The following is a 17832-nucleotide window of genomic DNA, read 5'->3' as shown; positions in this document are numbered from 1 at the left end:
ATAAGCAAATTGCTGTCTACGTCTATCAACTTGATGATTTTTTAATCACACCATCGAATGTGAAAAAGAGCGGAGGACCGCTCTTTATTTTATTTACGCTTACGTTGAATCGCGTGAATTGCACGACCATCTACAGCAAGTGCAGCTTCATGAACAACTTCAGAGAATGTTGGGTGACCAAAAGTCATCAACTGAAGATCTTCAACAGAAGATACAAATTCAAGTGCAATCATACCTTGGTGAACGATATCAGATGCCGCAGGCCCAATCACATGCATACCTAATAAACGGTCAGTTTTTGCATCAGCAACAAACTTAACAAAACCTGCACCTTCACCAGCAGCTAAAGCACGACCATTTACAGCAAAACCGAATTGACCAGTTTTTACTTCATGACCTTTTTCTTTAGCTTGCTCTTCAGTTAAACCAACCCACGCCGCTTCAGGGTGTGTATAGATAACAGAAATGATTGTGTCATAGTTTACTTGAGCTGCATGACCATGAATACGTTCAACAGCCATTACGCCCTCTTCCATTGCTTTATGAGCAAGCATTGGACCGCGTACTAAGTCACCAATCGCATATACACCTTCTACAGAAGTTGCACAGTGATCATTTACTTCAACTAAACCACGTTCAGTTAATTTAATACCTGAATCTTCAGCCAATAAACCTTCCGCATAAGCTTTACGGCCAACACAAACGATTAACTTGTCAAACGTTTGTTCTTTGTCTCCACCAGCTTGAGTGTATTTAACAGTCACTTCACGACCGTTTACTTCAGTACCAGATACTTTTGCACCAATGCGGATATCTAAACCTTGTTTAGTCAAGATTTTTTGATATTCCTTAGAAAGTGCTTTATCAGCCATTGGCAAGAATGCATCCATTGCTTCAAATACAACAACTTCTGCACCAAGACGACGCCATACTGAACCAAGTTCTAAACCGATTACACCTGCACCAATTACACCTAAACGCTTAGGTACTTCAGGGAAGTTTAATGCGCCAGTTGAATCAACAATAATATCTTGATCTACAGGAGCTACAGGAATATTTACAGGCACAGAACCAGACGCAAGAATTACGTATTTAGGTTCTAAAATTTGAGTTTCACCTTCATGTGGAACAAACTCAACTTTTTTACCAGCAAGTAATTTACCTGTACCTTTTAACCACTCGATACCGTTGCCTTTAAGCAATTGATCAATACCGCCAGTTAATTGGTCAACAATTTTGTCTTTACGAGCAAGAAGTTTTGCAAGATCGAAATTCACTTCACCAGTTGTAATACCGTGATCAGCTAAATGATGCACTGTATCTTCATAACGATGAGAAGAATCAAGCAAAGCTTTAGAAGGGATACAACCTACGTTTAAGCAAGTACCACCTAAAGAAGGCTTACCGTTGTGAATACGTTTTTCAATACAAGCGACTTTGAAGCCTAGTTGAGCAGCGCGAATCGCAGCTTCATAACCACCAGGACCACCGCCAATGACAACAAGATCAAATTGTTGAGACATTTTTATCTCCATAAACCAGGATAGAGGATTACTCTATCCTGGTAGGTATTTATTCGAAGAAATTAAAGATCAAGAATGAGTTTAGCTGGTTCTTCTAACAATTCTTTGATTGCTACTAAGAAACCTACAGCTTCTTTACCATCGATCATACGGTGGTCATAAGAAAGCGCTAAGTACATCATTGGCAAGATTTCAACTTGACCATTTACCGCCATAGGACGTTCTTGGATTTTATGCATACCCAAGATACCAGTTTGCGGCTGGTTCAAAATTGGAGTTGAAAGTAATGAACCGAAAGTACCACCGTTAGTGATTGTGAAAGTACCGCCAGTCATTTCTTCGATAGATAATTTACCATCACGTGCTTTAGCAGCGTAAGCAGCAATACCTGCTTCAACTTCTGCATAGCTCATACGGTCAGTATCACGCAATACTGGTACAACAAGACCACGATCAGAAGATACTGCAACACCGATGTCGTAGTAACCGTGATAAACGATATCATCGCCATCAATTGAAGCATTTACAGCTGGGTAGCGTTTAAGCGCTTCAGTTGCTGCTTTAACGAAGAATGACATGAAGCCTAAACGAGCACCATGACGTTTTTCGAAAGCATCTTTATATTGCTTACGTAATTCCATGATTGGCTTCATATTAACTTCGTTAAATGTAGTTAACATTGCTGTTTCTTGAGTAGCTGCAAGAAGACGCTCAGCTACACGTTTACGTAAACGAGTCATTGGAACGCGTTTTTCGATACGTTCGCCAACAGCAACGCTTAATGGAGTAACGTTAGCAGCTGGTTTAGCTTGATGGTTTGCAACATCTTCTTTAGTGATACGACCACCACGACCAGTACCTTGTACGTCAGAAGCAGCAATACCAGATTCAGTTAACGCTTTACGTACTGCAGGAGCTTGATCAGATACAGTTTCATTACGCTCAACAACAGGAGCAGCACCAGCTTGAGTCTGAGCAACTGCTTGTTCTACAGCCGCAGGAGCAGCAGCCGCTGCGCCAGCACCAGCTTCGAATTGAGCAATAACTTCGTCAGAAAGAACTGTATCGCCTTCACCTTTAATGATTGCAACCAAGCTACCATCTGCAGGAGCAACAACTTCTAAAACAACTTTGTCGGTTTCAATATCACAGATTACTTCATCACGTGATACAGGTTCACCCACCTTTTTATGCCAAGTTGCGATGGTTCCATCTGCAACAGACTCTGGGAATACCGGTGCTTTAATTTCGGTTGCCATTATTGAGAATCTCCTGATTGTTCAGCTTCGATTGCCAATGCATCATTAATTAGCTGAGCTTGTTGTTTTGCATGCAAGTACGGTGAGCCACAAGCTGGTGCAGCAGAAGCTTCACGACCTGCAAAACTGATACGGATTTGTTTGCCAGATTTTAAGATATCGTCATATAAACGCGGTGCGATAAACAACCAAGCACCTTGGTTCTTCGGCTCTTCTTGCGCCCAAACGAGTTCTTTCACATTTGGATAAGCAGCCAAGATTTCCGCAAGACGTTGCTCTGGGTATGGATACAACTGTTCAATACGTACAATTGCAACATTAGTTAAGTTTTGTTCACGACGTTTTTCGAGTAAGTCGTAATAAACTTTACCGCCACAAAGTACAAGACGAGTTACATCTGACTTGTTAATTTGATCGATTTCGTCAATTACAGTTTGGAATGAACCATGTGCTAGCTCTTCTAAAGTAGAAGTCGCAAGTTTATGACGAAGTAAAGATTTCGGTGACATTACGATTAATGGCTTACGAATTGGGCGTACAGCCTGACGACGTAATGCATGGAAAATCTGTGCAGGTGTCGTTGGAGTGATCACTTGCATGTTGTCTTCAGCACATAACTGTAAGAAACGTTCTAAACGAGCTGAAGAGTGCTCTGGACCTTGACCTTCGAAACCGTGTGGTAACAACATTGTTAAACCACAAACACGCTCCCACTTAGTCTCACCAGAAGCAATAAACTGGTCAATCACAACTTGAGCACAGTTTACGAAGTCACCAAATTGTGCTTCCCAAATAATCAAGCTCTTAGGAATTGTAGTTGCGTAACCATATTCGAACGCAAGAACTGCTTCTTCAGATAAAAGAGAGTCGTAAATCGCAAAACGTGGTTGGTTCTCTTTCACATTGCAAAGAGGAATGTAAGTTGAACCATCAACTTGGTTATGCAATTTTGCATGACGGTGTGAGAAGGTACCACGACCCACGTCTTCACCAGTAATACGAACTAGATAGTCTTCATCTAATAAAGTTGCATAAGCTAAAGTTTCTGCTGCACCCCAGTTCAATGGAGTTTCACCAGTTTGCATTTTCACGCGGTCTTCAATTACTTTTTGAACCTGACGCTGCATTACAAACCCTTCAGGAAGCTTGCTCATGCCCTCGCCTAATTCTTTAAGGCGGTTTATGTCAAATGAAGTATCCCAATCGTCTGTATATTCATGGCCCAAATATGGAGTCCAATCTACAAACATTTTAGTGTTCGGTTCAAGAATCAAAGCATTCGCTACATGATTACCCGCTTCTAAATCAGCACGATAATCTTCAACCATTTGGTCAGCTTCAGCACGGTCAAGTACTTTCTCTTGTACCAATTGATCAGCATAAAGTGTACGAGTAGTTGCTTTCTTAGCAATCACTTGATACATCAATGGTTGTGTACCAGATGGCTCATCTGCTTCGTTATGGCCGCGACGACGGTAACAGAACAAATCGATGACTACATCTTTACGGAATTCGTGACGGAAATCATGTGCTAATTGAGTAGCAAAGATAACAGCTTCAGGATCATCACCATTTACATGGAAGATAGGAGCCTGAATCATTTTAGCAACGTCTGTACAGTATTCTGTCGAACGCGCATCACGTGGATCAGAAGTTGTGAAACCAACTTGGTTGTTCACAATAATATGAACTGTACCACCAACCGTATAGCCACGAGTTTGTGACATCTGGAAGGTTTCCATGTTTACGCCCTGACCTGCAAATGCAGCATCACCATGAACAATAACTGGTAATACGTCATCACCGCCGATGTCTCTACGACGTACTTGACGCGCACGTACAGAACCTTCGACTACAGGACCAACGATTTCTAAGTGAGATGGGTTAAATGCCAATGCCAAGTGAACTTCACCACCTGGAGTCATTACATTACTTGAGAAACCTTGGTGGTATTTAACGTCACCAGAACCTTTCTTATGAAGTGCTTTACCTTCGAACTCACCAAATAAGTCCGCAGGGTTTTTACCCATAATATTAACAAGAAGGTTCAAACGACCACGGTGTGGCATACCGATAACAACTTCTTTACAACCTACGGCACCAGCACGCTGGATAATCTCATTTACCATAGGAATAAAAGATTCGCCGCCTTCAACACCAAAACGTTTAGCGCCGACGTATTTATTACCGAGATATTTTTCTAAGCCTTCAGCAGCGGTTAAACGCTCTAAGAAGCCTTTCTTTTGTTCATTTGAGAAATTGAATTTACCACGGGCACTTTCAAGACGCTGTTGAATCCAACGTTTCTCTTTTGTGTCCACGATATGCATATATTCAACACCGATCGAACCACAATAGATTGCTTCCATTGCTTCAATCATCTCAGCAAGCGTTGCTTCGCTTTTACCGATCTCAAGATTGCCTGTGTTGAATACTGTGTCTAAATCTGATTTGGTTAAACCGTGTGCTGAAAGATCTAAATCAGGAATATCTTCACGCTTAGCAAGACCTAACGGATCTAACTTAGCTTTTTGATGTCCGCGATTGCGATAAGCAGCAATGAGTTGTAAAACGCCAATTTGACGACGCTCATGTTCAGTACTTACAGTACTTTGTACAACAGGTTGAACACGATTAGCATTACGTCCTAGTAATAGGAATTGCTCACGCACAGCGCTGTGTGGTTGGTCACCCTTTGGATATTTATCGAAATATTGGCGCCAGTCCTCAGCGACGGAGGTTGGGGAAGTCAGGTACTGCTCGTAAAGTTCTTCAATATACGCTGCACTATCAGCGGAAAGTTCAGTGTCAAGACGCAATGCGTCAGCAACTTCTTGCATTTGTGGACCCATTTCCTATTGCAAAAAATATTACAGGCTGCCTTTTAAGCATACCCATGATGCATAATGTCAAATTGGTAAAAATGACACTACTTACCCAACAGGTCTTCAAGACCATGGGGCGTCATACTACCTAGAGAGAAAACTCCATAGGTAATTAATGAATCACAACGCCCTCAATGGCATCATCACTCACCTTATACTCGATAAAAAACCGAGCAATTTTTTGCAAATCTTTTTAGAAAAATTAACTTTAAAATTAACTTTTCTAAAATGACTTTAACCATAAAAATTAAGCACAGATCTAAGATCGTGCCACTTAATTTAATTTCACTAGTATACGCTTTTTTCACCTATAACTTTGTGGCAAATCGTATCATGTTCTTAACGAACGATTGATTTTTTTGACACATACCATCTATAAATTGGCGAAATACATATCCAATTTTATCTATTAATATATGGTGCTTTATATAAAAACCCCTCTTTTACCGACTAAAGTATAAGACACGTATTATAAAATTAAAAAAAAACGCACATCAAGGATGTGCGTTCTCTATTTGCGCAGAATTAACCCGCTTGATCTAACAACATATTACGGATATGACCGATTGCTTTTGTTGGATTCAAACCTTTAGGACATACTGACACACAGTTCATAATACCTTTACAACGGAACAAACTGAACGGATCGTCAAGACGAGCCAAACGTTCTGCAGTTGCAGTATCACGAGAGTCGATAATAAAACGATATGCATTCAATAACGCTGAAGGACCCAAGAATTTATCAGGGTTCCACCAGAATGATGGGCATGAAGTTGAACAACATGCACAAAGAATACACTCATACAAACCATTTAAGTGTTCACGCTCTTCAGGAGATTGCAAACGCTCTTTAGGTGGAGCAGGTTGATTATTGATCAAGAATGGCTGAATTTTGTCATACTGATCATAGAATTGGTTCATATCAACAACCAAATCTTTAACAACCGGCAAACCAGGTAATGGACGAATTACGATTTTCTCTGGTAAATCGTTAAGGTTTTGCAAGCAAGCCAAACCATTTTTACCATTGATATTCACACCATCAGAACCACAAATACCTTCACGGCAAGAACGACGGAATGTTAACGTTTCGTCTTGAACCTTCAAAGCAAGCAATGCATCAAGCAACATACGGTGCTTATCAGTCAACTCAAGCTTGAAAGTTTGCATGTACGGCGCTTTATCCTTATCAGGATCATAGCGGTAGATTTCGAATGTACGAGTACCTCTACTCATCTTTATACTCCCGATTAGAATGTACGTGGTGCTGGTGGAATTGGATCAACAGTTAACGGCTTGAAGCGCACTGGCTTATATTCCAAACGGTTATCTGATGAATACCATAAAGTGTGTTTCATCCACTCATCATCACGGCGACCGTATGAATAAGTTGGGTGATCAGCTGGTAATTCATAATCAACTACCGTATGCGCACCACGACATTCTTTACGCGCAGCAGCTGAAATTAATGTAGCTTTTGCAACTTCATATAAGTTTTCAACTTCAAGCGCTTCAACACGTGCAGTGTTAAATACTTTAGATTTATCTTTCAAGTGAATGTTACGCACGCGTGGTTCAAGAGCAAGAATCTCTTTAACACCTTTATCAAGCAATGCTTGAGTACGGAATACACCTGCGTGGTCTTGAACGATATCACGAATTGCATCAGCAACTTCTTGAGCATTTTCGCCAGAAGTTGATTCATCCAATTTACGTACACGAGCTAAAGTTTGCTCTAATACATTTGTTGGAAGCGGTGCATATTCATCACCATGATGCTTAGTTACGTAATCGATAATGTGCTCACCAGCAGCCTTACCAAATACAACCAAGTCAAGAAGTGAGTTAGTACCTAAACGGTTCGCACCATGTACTGATACGCATGAACACTCACCGATTGCATAGAAACCTTTTACAGGTTTAGTGTAGTTGTCTGTACCAGGCTCTGGTAAGCACACTTGACCATGCATATTCGTAGGAATACCACCCATTTGATAATGGATTGTTGGTACTACTGGAATTGGTTCTTTAGTGATGTCAACGTTTGCGAATTTTTTACCAATCTCAAATACAGATGGTAAACGCTTCATAATTGTGTCAGCACCCAAGTGAGTCATATCAAGCAAGATATAATCACCTTTTGGACCACAACCACGACCTTCTTTAATTTCTTGGTCCATAGAACGTGATACGAAGTCACGCGGAGCCAAGTCTTTTAAAGTTGGTGCATAACGTTCCATGAATGGTTCGCCGTCTTTGTTACGAAGGATCGCACCTTCACCACGACAACCTTCAGTCAACAATACGCCTGCGCCCGCAACACCTGTAGGGTGGAATTGCCAGAATTCCATATCTTGTAATGGAATACCAGCACGAGCAGCCATACCAAGACCGTCACCAGTGTTGATATAAGCATTTGTTGATGCACGGTAAACACGACCAGCACCACCAGTTGCAAATAATGTTGCTTTTGCTTGGAATACTGCAATGTTACCAGTTTCTTGGTCAATTGCAGTTACACCAAGTACATCACCCGCTTCGTTACGGATCAAATCAAGAGCGATCCACTCAACGAAGAATTGAGTACCCATTTTCACGTTGCTTTGATAAAGCGTGTGCAATAAAGCGTGACCAGTACGGTCAGCAGCTGCACAAGCACGTGGAACTGGTTTATCACCATAGTTTGCAGAGTGACCACCGAACGGACGTTGGTAAATTGTACCATCAGCGTTACGGTCAAACGGCATACCTAAGTGTTCAAGTTCATAAACAACTTTTGGCGCCTCACGACACATAAATTCGATTGCGTCTTGGTCACCTAACCAGTCAGAACCTTTTACTGTATCGTAAAAGTGGAAATGCCAGTTATCTTCTTGCATGTTACCTAACGACGCACCAATACCGCCCTGAGCAGCAACTGTATGTGAACGTGTTGGGAAAACTTTAGTAAGTACAGCAACTTTCAAACCTGCTTGAGCAAGTTGGTAAGATGCACGCATACCAGAACCACCACCACCAACGATAACAGCATCGAAAGTGAGGTTTTGAATATTTGAATAATCTTCTTTAGGGTTTATCGCGCCCATGATATCTTCCTATCAATTCGCCCAGAAAATCTGGATACCCCAGATTGCGTACACAAACACTGCAATAATGACAGCCGTAGTCAGTACAAGGCGTAAACCTTTCGCTGAAGGACCCATTTGACGAGTAGTGACATAGTCAGTAAAAACCTGCCACATACCAATCCATGCGTGTGCGATAAGCGACAAAATTGCCAATAAAGAGAAAATCTTCATTGGTAATGTCATCATGAAGCCAGCCCATTGTTGATAGTCAAATCCGCCTTTGCAGAGGATCCAACCAAAAAGAACAACAGTATAAGCTGCCAATACCACAGCACTTACACGCTGGATAAACCAATCACGAGAACCTGAACCTGTTAAACCTGTAGCACTTTTCATTAGAACATAATCCATACAAAGGCTGCGATAATGGCTACCACAGATAAGATCAATGAAATTGTCGCTGCAATACGACCGCTTTGCAGTTCTTCAGCAAAACCTAGATCTGCAAGCAAATGCTTAACCCCAGCAATAAAGTGGAAAATCAAGCCGGCTACAAATACCCACACAACAAAACGTACGAGGATATTTCCAAAAACGACATTTTTAACGTAGTCAAATCCTTCTGGTGAAGATAATGATTTATCTAGAATCCATAAGAGAACTGGTACTAATAAGAAAACGATGACACCTGATAAACGGTGTAAAATTGATGCAATAGCCACGGGTGAGCGTAAATTTACCGCTAACACCTGACCCATGGACAAATTGACAGGTCTGTTGCTTTTCACAGCGGGCATCCTGTAGGTAGAAACTCCGACCGGAGTTTGTTGAATTAATTCCAAGGAAAGCTGGCATTGTTAGGCAAGCACAGCTCATGCCTAACCTATAAACGACACTGAATTATAAAACGCGAAATATCAAAATACAAACAATCGACTTTAGCTTTTCCGCAAAAACTCATCAAATAAGAATCATTCACATAGCCAAACAGCATCCTTTCCTATCCCGAAGTTAAGATTAAACAAAACATGTGCTTGTTTAATCTCATCTTTTATAAAAAATTGCTTTTCTACAGTTTTATTTAAAATAAGTGCATTTTAGACTAAAGATAAAGTTAATAAATCATCAACTCAAGACAAAAATATAAATAAAACTGCTTCTTACTTGCTAATTTTATTCAGTTTTATCTATAAAGAGGGTTTATCCGTATTTATATCAAAAGAAATAAAGTGCTACTTGACTGTTAACAATGATCACTATTTTTACAAAAAATGAGTTTTAATTTTTTCTAGACTGTTCAATGAGCTATTTTTTAAACAATTAAACTTAAAAAAAAGACAACTTTTGGAATTATCAAATAGTGATAATGTGGCGATTTTTGAATCAAAATTTAAAATTACAGCCTGAGTTTTATGATTTTTTTAATCGGATTGGCATTTTATAACGTTACCCTATTCTTAATTTTTATTTAAAAATTTGCTTACAATTGTACTCACGCTTCATTTTTTTTCTGCACGTTCTTCTTGAATTGACTTATGATACCATCCCGATGCAGTGATTTTACTGACTTTTTTTGCTCGGGTCTTGATGACTAACTCTCTGTGGGAACGTCATTTTTTATCCATAAGTATAATTGACAAAATTTCAGTACTCACTAATCTTATAGCAAATTTTGACACCGTCTGATTCGCACATGAGAAAATTAGGATTTCGAGTCAGATAATCATTCACCAGGACAGGAGATCTATTGAATGTCTGAAGCAACTGGCAAAAAAGCCGTATTACATCTTGATGGCAAAGAAATTGAATTACCAATTTACAGTGGCACATTAGGTCCCGATGTAATCGACGTTAAAGATGTATTGGCCTCAGGTCACTTTACTTTTGATCCTGGTTTTATGGCGACAGCTTCATGCGAGTCTAAAATCACATTTATCGATGGTGACAAAGGTATTTTATTACACCGCGGTTACCCGATTGACCAGTTAGCGACTCAAGCAGACTACCTTGAAACTTGTTATTTATTATTAAATGGCGAGTTACCAACTGCTGAACAAAAAGTTGAGTTCGATGCGAAAGTTCGTGCTCATACTATGGTTCATGATCAAGTTAGCCGTTTCTTCAATGGTTTCCGTCGTGATGCTCACCCTATGGCAATCATGGTTGGTGTAGTAGGCGCATTATCTGCTTTCTATCACAACAACCTTGACATTGAAGACATCAACCACCGCGAAATTACTGCGATTCGTTTGATTGCTAAAATTCCAACGCTTGCTGCTTGGAGCTACAAATATACTGTAGGTCAGCCATTCATCTATCCACGTAATGACTTAAATTACGCGGAAAACTTCTTACACATGATGTTTGCAACTCCTGCAGACCGTGACTACAAAGTAAACCCTGTTCTTGCTCGTGCAATGGATCGTATCTTTACGCTTCACGCTGACCACGAACAAAACGCGTCTACTTCTACAGTTCGTCTTGCTGGTTCTACTGGTGCGAATCCATATGCGTGTATCTCTGCTGGTATCTCTGCTCTTTGGGGTCCTGCACACGGTGGTGCGAACGAAGCAGTTCTTAAAATGCTTGATGAAATCGGTAGCGTTGAAAATGTTGCTGAGTTCATGGAAAAAGTTAAACGCAAAGAAGTTAAACTTATGGGCTTCGGTCACCGCGTTTACAAAAACTTCGATCCACGTGCTAAAGTGATGAAGCAAACTTGTGACGAAGTTCTTGAAGCATTAGGTATCAATGATCCTCAATTAGCGCTTGCTATGGAACTTGAACGTATTGCATTGAACGACCCGTACTTTGTTGAACGTAAACTTTACCCTAACGTAGACTTCTACTCTGGTATCATCCTTAAAGCGATTGGTATCCCAACAGAAATGTTTACCGTTATCTTCGCTCTTGCACGTACAGTTGGCTGGATCAGTCACTGGTTAGAAATGCACAGCGGTCCTTACAAAATTGGTCGTCCTCGTCAGCTTTACACTGGTGAAGTGCAACGTGACATCAAGCGTTAATATTCGAAAGAACATTAATGTAAAAAAGCTGCCTAATGGCAGCTTTTTTTATAAATAAGTTTTTAAAAGTTATTCTTCTTCAAACATATTTAATAAGTGATGACTAATACCATCAGCTCTTAACCAAGCCAACTCATAACTCGCTTTAGCCAAAGCTAAAATACGTCTTTCAAACTCAGTCCATACTTCTTTAACTTGCGCTTCTGAAATCCCCAAACCACTCTCATGAGCTAAATGCTTATTCTTTTCACATATTTTTAAGGCATGGTAGAGTTTACGCCCTTTACTCGCCCCTTCCATTAACCTGACACGTTTACCTAATATAAATCCTTCTACATGCTGTAGATTCGCCTGCGGCAACATAGGTACCAAAATCTGATCCAATTGATCATCTAAACGCTTCCAGACAGCTAAACGCTGCTCTGCCGTATAGGTATTCCATTGAATTACTTCATGGTTAAAGCGGCGACAACCACGACACACCTGATCACCAAAAACTGTTGAACAACGCCCTGCACATGGGGTGAGAGAGAGCATTCGATGATCACTACTCAAAACAGACTCCTTAAATAAACCATATACTTTTTATGGTTTTCTCGCTTATTACGAATTTTCGCGCTAAAATATGCGCCTTAAATTTCTATCTTAATACATTTGGAGTTTTCCATGAACGCTACTGTAGAACAGCTTGCACCTGTAGAACAGCAAGCGACCGCGGGTTGGGTTGTTGCAGCACTATATCAATTTAAAGAAGTTCAAGATCCAGCTGATCTTCAACAACGTCTTTTAGACTTAGTGAAAACAATTAACCTTTGCGGAACTCTGATTGTAGCAGGTGAAGGAATTAATGGTACTGTTGCTGGGGACCGTGAAGCAATTGATACAATTCATCAATTTTTGTTAAACGAAGGTTTTAACGCTATGGAATATAAAGAATCCCATAGTTCTGACAAACCTTTCCGTAAAATGAAAATCAAGCTTAAAAAAGAAATCGTGACTTTAGGCGTTGAAGTAAAACCTCGTGATTTAGTGGGTCACTATCTTGATCCTAAAGAATGGAATGAGCTTATTGCACGTGATGATGTGATTCTAATCGACACACGTAATGATTATGAATATAAAGCCGGAACTTTCAAAGGTGCGATTGATCCAAAAACAGAAACTTTCCGCGAATTTCCTGAATATGTAAAAAAAGAGTTAGAACAACATAAAGATAAGAAAATCGCGATGTTCTGTACGGGCGGTATTCGCTGCGAAAAATCAACTTCTTTACTTCTTCAAGAAGGCTTTAAAGAGGTTTACCATCTTAAAGGCGGTATTCTTAAATATTTAGAAGAAACTCCTCCTGATGAAAGCCTTTGGGAAGGTGAATGTTTCGTATTTGATGGACGTACTGCTGTAACTCATGGTGTTGAAGAAGGTGCAAATATTAAATGTCATGCTTGTGGCTGGCCGTTAACTCCTGAAGAGTCTGCGCTACCAAGCTATGAACATGGTGTTTCTTGCTTGTACTGTATTGATAAAACCACTGAAAAACAAAAAGCTGGTTTCCGTATGCGCCAATCACAAATTGCTGCCGCTAAACGTAAACGTTTATAAGATTTAAAAGAATTTTTCAAAAGGCATTTAGTTTTCTAGATGCCTTTTTTAATTCATATAAATAAATTCTGACAATAAAAAACGCCCTAGAAAGGACGTTATTTATTAATTCTTCTAATAAATTAATTTGGAGTATGGTACATCAAATATAACTCATTCAAATTATCTGGGATTTCTTCTGCCAGTTCATCCATTAACTGTCCATTGCGACGGAAAGATTCCATCTGTGGATCTTCTTCATCAATTCCGCTAAAAACCATGATTGGTAAAGTCAAATCAACCAATTGTTCTTCATACTCAGGGGCAAACCAAGCCTCTTCGTTTAAGAACATTGCATCAACAAACCCTACACTCCAATCGCCTAGGCTTGATTCAACGTCAGCTTCTTCAACTTCAAATGGAAATTCAATCCCATTTTCATTAGCTAAATCTTGACGAATCGACTCTAGCCAAACCTTGATTTGTTGAATAATTTCAGCCGGAACCTTTTTCTGGTTACCTTCGAACAATTCATCTAACCAACGGTCAAACTGAGGGCCTACTGCAATTGCACACAAAAATCCATGAGTTGCAGCAAAGTCTAGACCATACTCATTGTGGTCTCCATCTAGATATTCACTTAATTGGTCTAAATCTAATGCACTCATTGTGTGTTACCTGACTTTAAAAAGAAATTGACGATAGCATAGCACTTAAGCTGACGATGCCCTATTTAGTTTTGATTAGTCTTCGTCATCAAGATCATCATCGTCTAAATCATAATCGAAATCTTTTAACTCACGCTCTAAACGGCGCTGTGCCAATAGATCATCAATTAATCTACGTTTTTCCAACGATTCTTTTGCACTGATTTTGCCTGATGACTCATCAAAACCGACATCATCATCATCGCCGTAGTTATCATCTAGTTCAAAATCTGTAGAAGACACTAAAACTACCTCATAATGAAAAAATGTGAATGGGTCTAGCCGCTATTTATCTGTCTTACTTTTCCTTGTCAAGTTTTATTTATATTTTTTTCATTTAATTGCTCATTTGTACTTTTTTTCACCCAAAAAATTGTGTATTTATAAAACAGAACAATCTTTTGATAAGCGAAGATTTCTACAAATTTTTCTATGATTTAACCTTGAAAAAAATGATTTTAGCCCAATATTCAAAAAATAGTCGTGAATTCAAAGATATTTTTTATTTAACGGTCACCGATCAAAGCCCAAACATTTCAAGCAAATTGTGCTATCATGCACGGTTTTTCACTGCCACAGATTCAACAAAGAGTAAGCAAAGATGAGCGATATGCATTCCCCTACTTCTCAAGTAGCGGCTCTGATTAGCCGAGGCAAAGAACAAGGTTACTTAACTTACGCTGAGGTTAACGATCATCTGCCGGACTCGATTACTGAAAGCGAACAGATTGAAGACATCATCCAGATGCTTCAAGACGTTGGTATTCCTGTACACGAGCGTGCACCTGAATCTGACGATACCATGTTCGGCGAATCAGCTGATGCAACTGATGAAGTTGCTGAAGAAGAAGCTGCTGCCGTACTTGCATCTGTTGAAAATGAGCCTGGACGTACGACAGACCCTGTACGTATGTACATGCGTGAAATGGGTACAGTAGAACTGTTAACCCGTGAAGGTGAAATCAGCATTGCTAAACGTATTGAAGAAGGCATTCGTGATGTCTTGAACTCAATCGCTTACTGGCCAAATGCTGTTGAAGTTGTATTAAAAGAATATAATGATTTTTTAACTGGCGAACGCCGTCTTGCCGATATCTTATCTGGTTATTTAGACCCTGAAACTGATGAAGATATTCCTGAAGTTTTAGAAGACGTTGAAGAACTTGAGGAAGAAGACGAATCATCTACAAAGTCAACGAAAGAAGTTAAGCTTGATGATGACGATGAAGAAGAAGAGTCTGAAGGTGATGATGATTCTGAAGGTGATTCAGGTCCAGACCCTGAAGTTGCAAAAGTTCGTTTTGCTGAATTAGAAGCTGCATGGGCTCAAACTAAAGCTGTCATCGAAAAACATGGCCGTAATAGCCCTGAAGCAAATGAAGCTCTTGAGTCTTTAGCAACTGTATTTATGATGTTTAAATTTACTCCACGTTTATTTGACATCATTTCAGAAATGATTCGCGGAACTCATGAACAAATTCGTGCCAATGAACGTGAAATTATGCGTTATGCAGTACGTCGTGGCCGTATGGACCGTAACCAGTTCCGTACATCTTTCCCGAAACAGGAATCTAATCCTGCTTGGTTAGATGAACAAATTGCTAAAGCTCCAGCTGAAATCAAGGCTCACTTGGAAAAAGTTCGTCCTGATGTTTTAGCCTTCCAGCAAAAAATTGCAGATATCGAAAAAGAGCTTGGCCTAAACGTTAGTGAAATTAAAGATATTTCTAAACGTATGGCAATTGGTGAAGCCAAAGCTCGTCGTGCGAAAAAAGAAATGGTAGAGGCCAACCTTCGTTTGGTAATTTCGATTGCGAAAAAATATACCAACCGTGGTTTACAGTTCCTTGACTTGATTCAAGAAGGGAACATTGGTTTGATGAAAGCCGTAGACAAGTTTGAATACCGTCGTGGTTATAAATTCTCGACTTATGCGACTTGGTGGATTCGTCAGGCAATTACCCGTTCTATTGCCGATCAGGCTCGTACAATTCGTATTCCTGTACACATGATTGAAACGATTAACAAAATTAACCGTGTATCGCGTCAATTATTACAGGAAATGGGCCGTGAACCTACTCCTGAAGAGTTAGGCGAACGCTTAGAAATGGATGAGGTTAAAGTTCGTAAGGTTCTTAAAATTGCGAAAGAGCCAATTTCAATGGAAACTCCAATCGGTGATGATGAAGATTCGCATCTTGGGGATTTTATTGAAGACCAGAACATCACTTCTCCAATTGATGCTGCGACTTCAGAAGGCTTAAAAGAAGCAACTCGTGAAGTTTTAGAAAACTTAACTGAACGTGAAGCAAAAGTATTGAAGATGCGTTTTGGTATTGATATGCCAACCGATCATACTTTAGAAGAAGTAGGTAAGCAGTTTGATGTAACACGTGAGCGTATTCGTCAGATTGAAGCGAAAGCATTGCGTAAATTACGTCACCCTTCTCGTTCTGAACACTTGCGTTCTTTCCTAGAGAATGACTAATTTTTGAAATCTTGAAATTTCGAGACTAGTCCCCATTTAATAGAAAGAGCTATAAACGCCTGCGATGATGCAGGCGTTTCACATGATGAGGTTACTTATGTTAGACCGCACTCCATCTCGCGAACTCCGTGAAGACCTTTGGGTATTTCCAATGGACTATCCAATTAAACTCATTGGCGATGCGGGTGAAGAATTACGTATAGCTGTCGTTGATATTCTAGTGAAACATTTTCCTGACTTTGACCAAACAACGTTAAAAGTACAAGAATCACGTACAGGCAAATACCATTCATTAACCGCGCAATTACGCTTTGATGAATTGGAACAAGTGCATGCTTTGTATGCAGACTTGGCTGCTTGTCCGCAAATAAGAACTGCGCTTTAATTTTTAAATGCCATGACAAATTTAATGTCATGGCATTTTTATTTATACCAATCTTTATAGAAATAATTACAAATATTTAGAACCGTTTAGGCAAAATACTTTAAACTCATCAAAAGCATACTCTCATAATTTAAAGTTGAGAGACTTCCCTTCTGTTAAGTACCATGCACAGGAAAATGTTTAATGAGCCTTGATAAACCCACTTTGATTATTCGTCAGTGGAACGATTTACAAGATTATCAAAGCAAATTCGAATCGATGAAGAACCTGACCAATCAACGTGATGAAAATACAGCAGACGAGCTGTGGTTACTCCAGCATCACGAAGTACTAACTCAAGGTCAGGCAGGAAAACCAGAACATATTCTGATTCCATCAAACATTCCTGTGGTACAAACTGACCGTGGTGGACAAGTGACATGGCATGGTCCTGGTCAACTCGTCGCTTACTTTATGTTTGACCTTAATCGACTGAAATGGAATGTACGCACATTGGTCAGTTTTGCTGAACAATTTATGATAGATGTTTTAAAGAAATATAACATTGAAGCATATGCAAAACCTGATGCACCAGGCGTTTATGTGGATGGCAGAAAGATTGGTTCATTAGGCTTCAAAATTCGCCGTGGACGTAGTTATCACGGTTTAGCCCTAAACTTGGACTGTGCTCTAACTGGTTTTCAAACCATCAACCCATGTGGTTATGCAGGGCTAGAAATGGTCCGCATACAAGATTTAGTGACTCCATATCCATCATTTGAACAACTTTGTCAGGACTTTATTGAGTATATTAAAGCTACTGGGTACTTTAATGACCCAGAAGTCAAAATTGAATAAATGATTTTGAGATGGAATAAAAATATATTAGAGTAATTACTCTAAATTTGCTTTTGCATAATTTTAAGAAGGGATA

The 17832-nt window shown here is 39.7% G+C and carries 15 protein-coding genes and 1 pseudogene; 5 read left to right on the top strand and 11 right to left on the bottom strand.

Going from position 1 to position 17832, the window contains the following annotated elements:
• Positions 1–89: 89 nt before the first annotated feature.
• From lpdA to sdhC, 8 genes and pseudogenes are all read right to left on the bottom strand, one after another.
• Complete coding sequence (gene lpdA / locus R5R67_RS11515) at positions 90–1523, bottom strand: dihydrolipoyl dehydrogenase (protein WP_318754849.1); 1434 nt, start codon at positions 1521–1523, stop codon at positions 90–92.
• A gap of 62 nt (positions 1524–1585) precedes the next feature.
• Positions 1586–2782, bottom strand: coding sequence for a 2-oxoglutarate dehydrogenase complex dihydrolipoyllysine-residue succinyltransferase (gene odhB, locus R5R67_RS11510; protein WP_000179879.1), 1197 nt, complete (start codon positions 2780–2782; stop codon positions 1586–1588).
• A complete protein-coding gene (locus tag R5R67_RS11505) occupies positions 2782–5622 on the bottom strand; it encodes a 2-oxoglutarate dehydrogenase E1 component (RefSeq protein ID WP_318754848.1) in 2841 nt (946 codons plus the stop codon). The genes odhB and R5R67_RS11505 overlap by 1 nt, the downstream gene beginning before the upstream one ends.
• Positions 5623–5779: 157 nt before the next feature.
• Positions 5780–5909: pseudogene (locus R5R67_RS11495) on the bottom strand (hypothetical protein).
• Positions 5910–6192: 283 nt separating this feature from the next.
• Positions 6193–6903 (bottom strand): succinate dehydrogenase iron-sulfur subunit, encoded by a 711-nt coding sequence (locus R5R67_RS11490; protein WP_000086385.1) that lies wholly within the window; start codon positions 6901–6903, stop codon positions 6193–6195.
• A 14-nt stretch (positions 6904–6917) separates the two neighbouring features.
• Positions 6918–8753 (bottom strand): succinate dehydrogenase flavoprotein subunit, encoded by a 1836-nt coding sequence (sdhA, locus tag R5R67_RS11485; RefSeq protein WP_000500957.1) that lies wholly within the window; start codon positions 8751–8753, stop codon positions 6918–6920.
• A gap of 12 nt (positions 8754–8765) precedes the next feature.
• Positions 8766–9131 (bottom strand): succinate dehydrogenase, hydrophobic membrane anchor protein, encoded by a 366-nt coding sequence (sdhD, locus tag R5R67_RS11480; protein WP_000833672.1) that lies wholly within the window; start codon positions 9129–9131, stop codon positions 8766–8768.
• Positions 9131–9532, bottom strand: a complete 402-nt coding sequence (gene sdhC / locus R5R67_RS11475) for a succinate dehydrogenase, cytochrome b556 subunit (protein ID WP_001984863.1) — start codon at positions 9530–9532, stop codon at positions 9131–9133. Before sdhC ends, sdhD begins: the two co-directional genes overlap by 1 nt.
• A gap of 954 nt (positions 9533–10486) precedes the next feature.
• On the opposite strand from sdhC, the gene gltA reads away from it, so the two are divergent.
• A complete protein-coding gene (gene gltA, locus R5R67_RS11470) occupies positions 10487–11761 on the top strand; it encodes a citrate synthase (RefSeq protein WP_001287579.1) in 1275 nt (424 codons plus the stop codon).
• 69 nt (positions 11762–11830) lie between these two features.
• Here gltA and R5R67_RS11465 read toward each other — a convergent pair whose 3' ends face one another.
• Positions 11831–12316 carry a DUF1289 domain-containing protein gene (locus R5R67_RS11465; protein WP_001981983.1) on the bottom strand — a complete coding sequence of 162 codons (486 nt, stop codon included), beginning with the start codon at positions 12314–12316 and terminating at the stop codon, positions 11831–11833.
• 111 nt (positions 12317–12427) lie between these two features.
• Between R5R67_RS11465 and R5R67_RS11460 the strand changes: the two genes are divergently transcribed.
• Positions 12428–13360 (top strand): rhodanese-related sulfurtransferase, encoded by a 933-nt coding sequence (locus R5R67_RS11460; protein WP_000994655.1) that lies wholly within the window; start codon positions 12428–12430, stop codon positions 13358–13360.
• Positions 13361–13482: 122 nt separating this feature from the next.
• Here R5R67_RS11460 and R5R67_RS11455 read toward each other — a convergent pair whose 3' ends face one another.
• Entirely contained in the window at positions 13483–14007 is a 525-nt protein-coding gene (locus R5R67_RS11455; RefSeq protein WP_001274941.1) for a YecA family protein, read from the bottom strand.
• Positions 14008–14082: 75 nt separating this feature from the next.
• The gene (locus R5R67_RS11450; protein ID WP_000099358.1) at positions 14083–14289 is read right to left on the bottom strand and encodes a PA3496 family putative envelope integrity protein; all 207 of its coding nucleotides are present in this window, start codon (positions 14287–14289) and stop codon (positions 14083–14085) included.
• Positions 14290–14647: 358 nt separating this feature from the next.
• On the opposite strand from R5R67_RS11450, the gene rpoD reads away from it, so the two are divergent.
• The 3 genes from rpoD (at position 14648) to lipB (ending at position 17756) form a co-directional block, all read left to right on the top strand.
• Entirely contained in the window at positions 14648–16534 is a 1887-nt protein-coding gene (gene rpoD / locus R5R67_RS11445; protein WP_001281941.1) for an RNA polymerase sigma factor RpoD, read from the top strand.
• Positions 16535–16631: 97 nt separating this feature from the next.
• Positions 16632–16919, top strand: coding sequence for a YbeD family protein (locus R5R67_RS11440; RefSeq protein ID WP_000887099.1), 288 nt, complete (start codon positions 16632–16634; stop codon positions 16917–16919).
• A 183-nt stretch (positions 16920–17102) separates the two neighbouring features.
• A complete protein-coding gene (gene lipB, locus R5R67_RS11435; protein ID WP_000050858.1) occupies positions 17103–17756 on the top strand; it encodes a lipoyl(octanoyl) transferase LipB in 654 nt (217 codons plus the stop codon).
• Positions 17757–17832: the final 76 nt, after the last annotated feature.

Source organism: Acinetobacter sp. OYA S30, from assembly GCF_033599315.1.
In the GTDB taxonomy this organism is placed as follows: domain Bacteria; phylum Pseudomonadota; class Gammaproteobacteria; order Pseudomonadales; family Moraxellaceae; genus Acinetobacter; species Acinetobacter baumannii.
Note: the sequence above shows the minus strand (reverse complement) of the source record. Positions and strands in the feature narration are given on the sequence as shown.

Excerpts from the sequence above, each read along its gene's own strand:
- lpdA (WP_318754849.1), bottom strand. The coding sequence starts at position 1,523 with ATGTCTCAACAATTTGATCTTGTTGTCATTGGCGGTGGTCCTGGTGGT.
- odhB (WP_000179879.1), bottom strand. The coding sequence starts at position 2,782 with ATGGCAACCGAAATTAAAGCACCGGTATTCCCAGAGTCTGTTGCAGAT.
- R5R67_RS11505 (WP_318754848.1), bottom strand. The coding sequence starts at position 5,622 with ATGCAAGAAGTTGCTGACGCATTGCGTCTTGACACTGAACTTTCCGCT.
- R5R67_RS11490 (WP_000086385.1), bottom strand. The coding sequence starts at position 6,903 with ATGAGTAGAGGTACTCGTACATTCGAAATCTACCGCTATGATCCTGAT.
- sdhA (WP_000500957.1), bottom strand. The coding sequence starts at position 8,753 with ATGGGCGCGATAAACCCTAAAGAAGATTATTCAAATATTCAAAACCTC.
- sdhD (WP_000833672.1), bottom strand. The coding sequence starts at position 9,131 with ATGAAAAGTGCTACAGGTTTAACAGGTTCAGGTTCTCGTGATTGGTTT.
- sdhC (WP_001984863.1), bottom strand. The coding sequence starts at position 9,532 with ATGCCCGCTGTGAAAAGCAACAGACCTGTCAATTTGTCCATGGGTCAG.
- gltA (WP_001287579.1), top strand. The coding sequence starts at position 10,487 with ATGTCTGAAGCAACTGGCAAAAAAGCCGTATTACATCTTGATGGCAAA.
- R5R67_RS11460 (WP_000994655.1), top strand. The coding sequence starts at position 12,428 with ATGAACGCTACTGTAGAACAGCTTGCACCTGTAGAACAGCAAGCGACC.
- R5R67_RS11455 (WP_001274941.1), bottom strand. The coding sequence starts at position 14,007 with ATGAGTGCATTAGATTTAGACCAATTAAGTGAATATCTAGATGGAGAC.
- rpoD (WP_001281941.1), top strand. The coding sequence starts at position 14,648 with ATGAGCGATATGCATTCCCCTACTTCTCAAGTAGCGGCTCTGATTAGC.
- R5R67_RS11440 (WP_000887099.1), top strand. The coding sequence starts at position 16,632 with ATGTTAGACCGCACTCCATCTCGCGAACTCCGTGAAGACCTTTGGGTA.
- lipB (WP_000050858.1), top strand. The coding sequence starts at position 17,103 with ATGAGCCTTGATAAACCCACTTTGATTATTCGTCAGTGGAACGATTTA.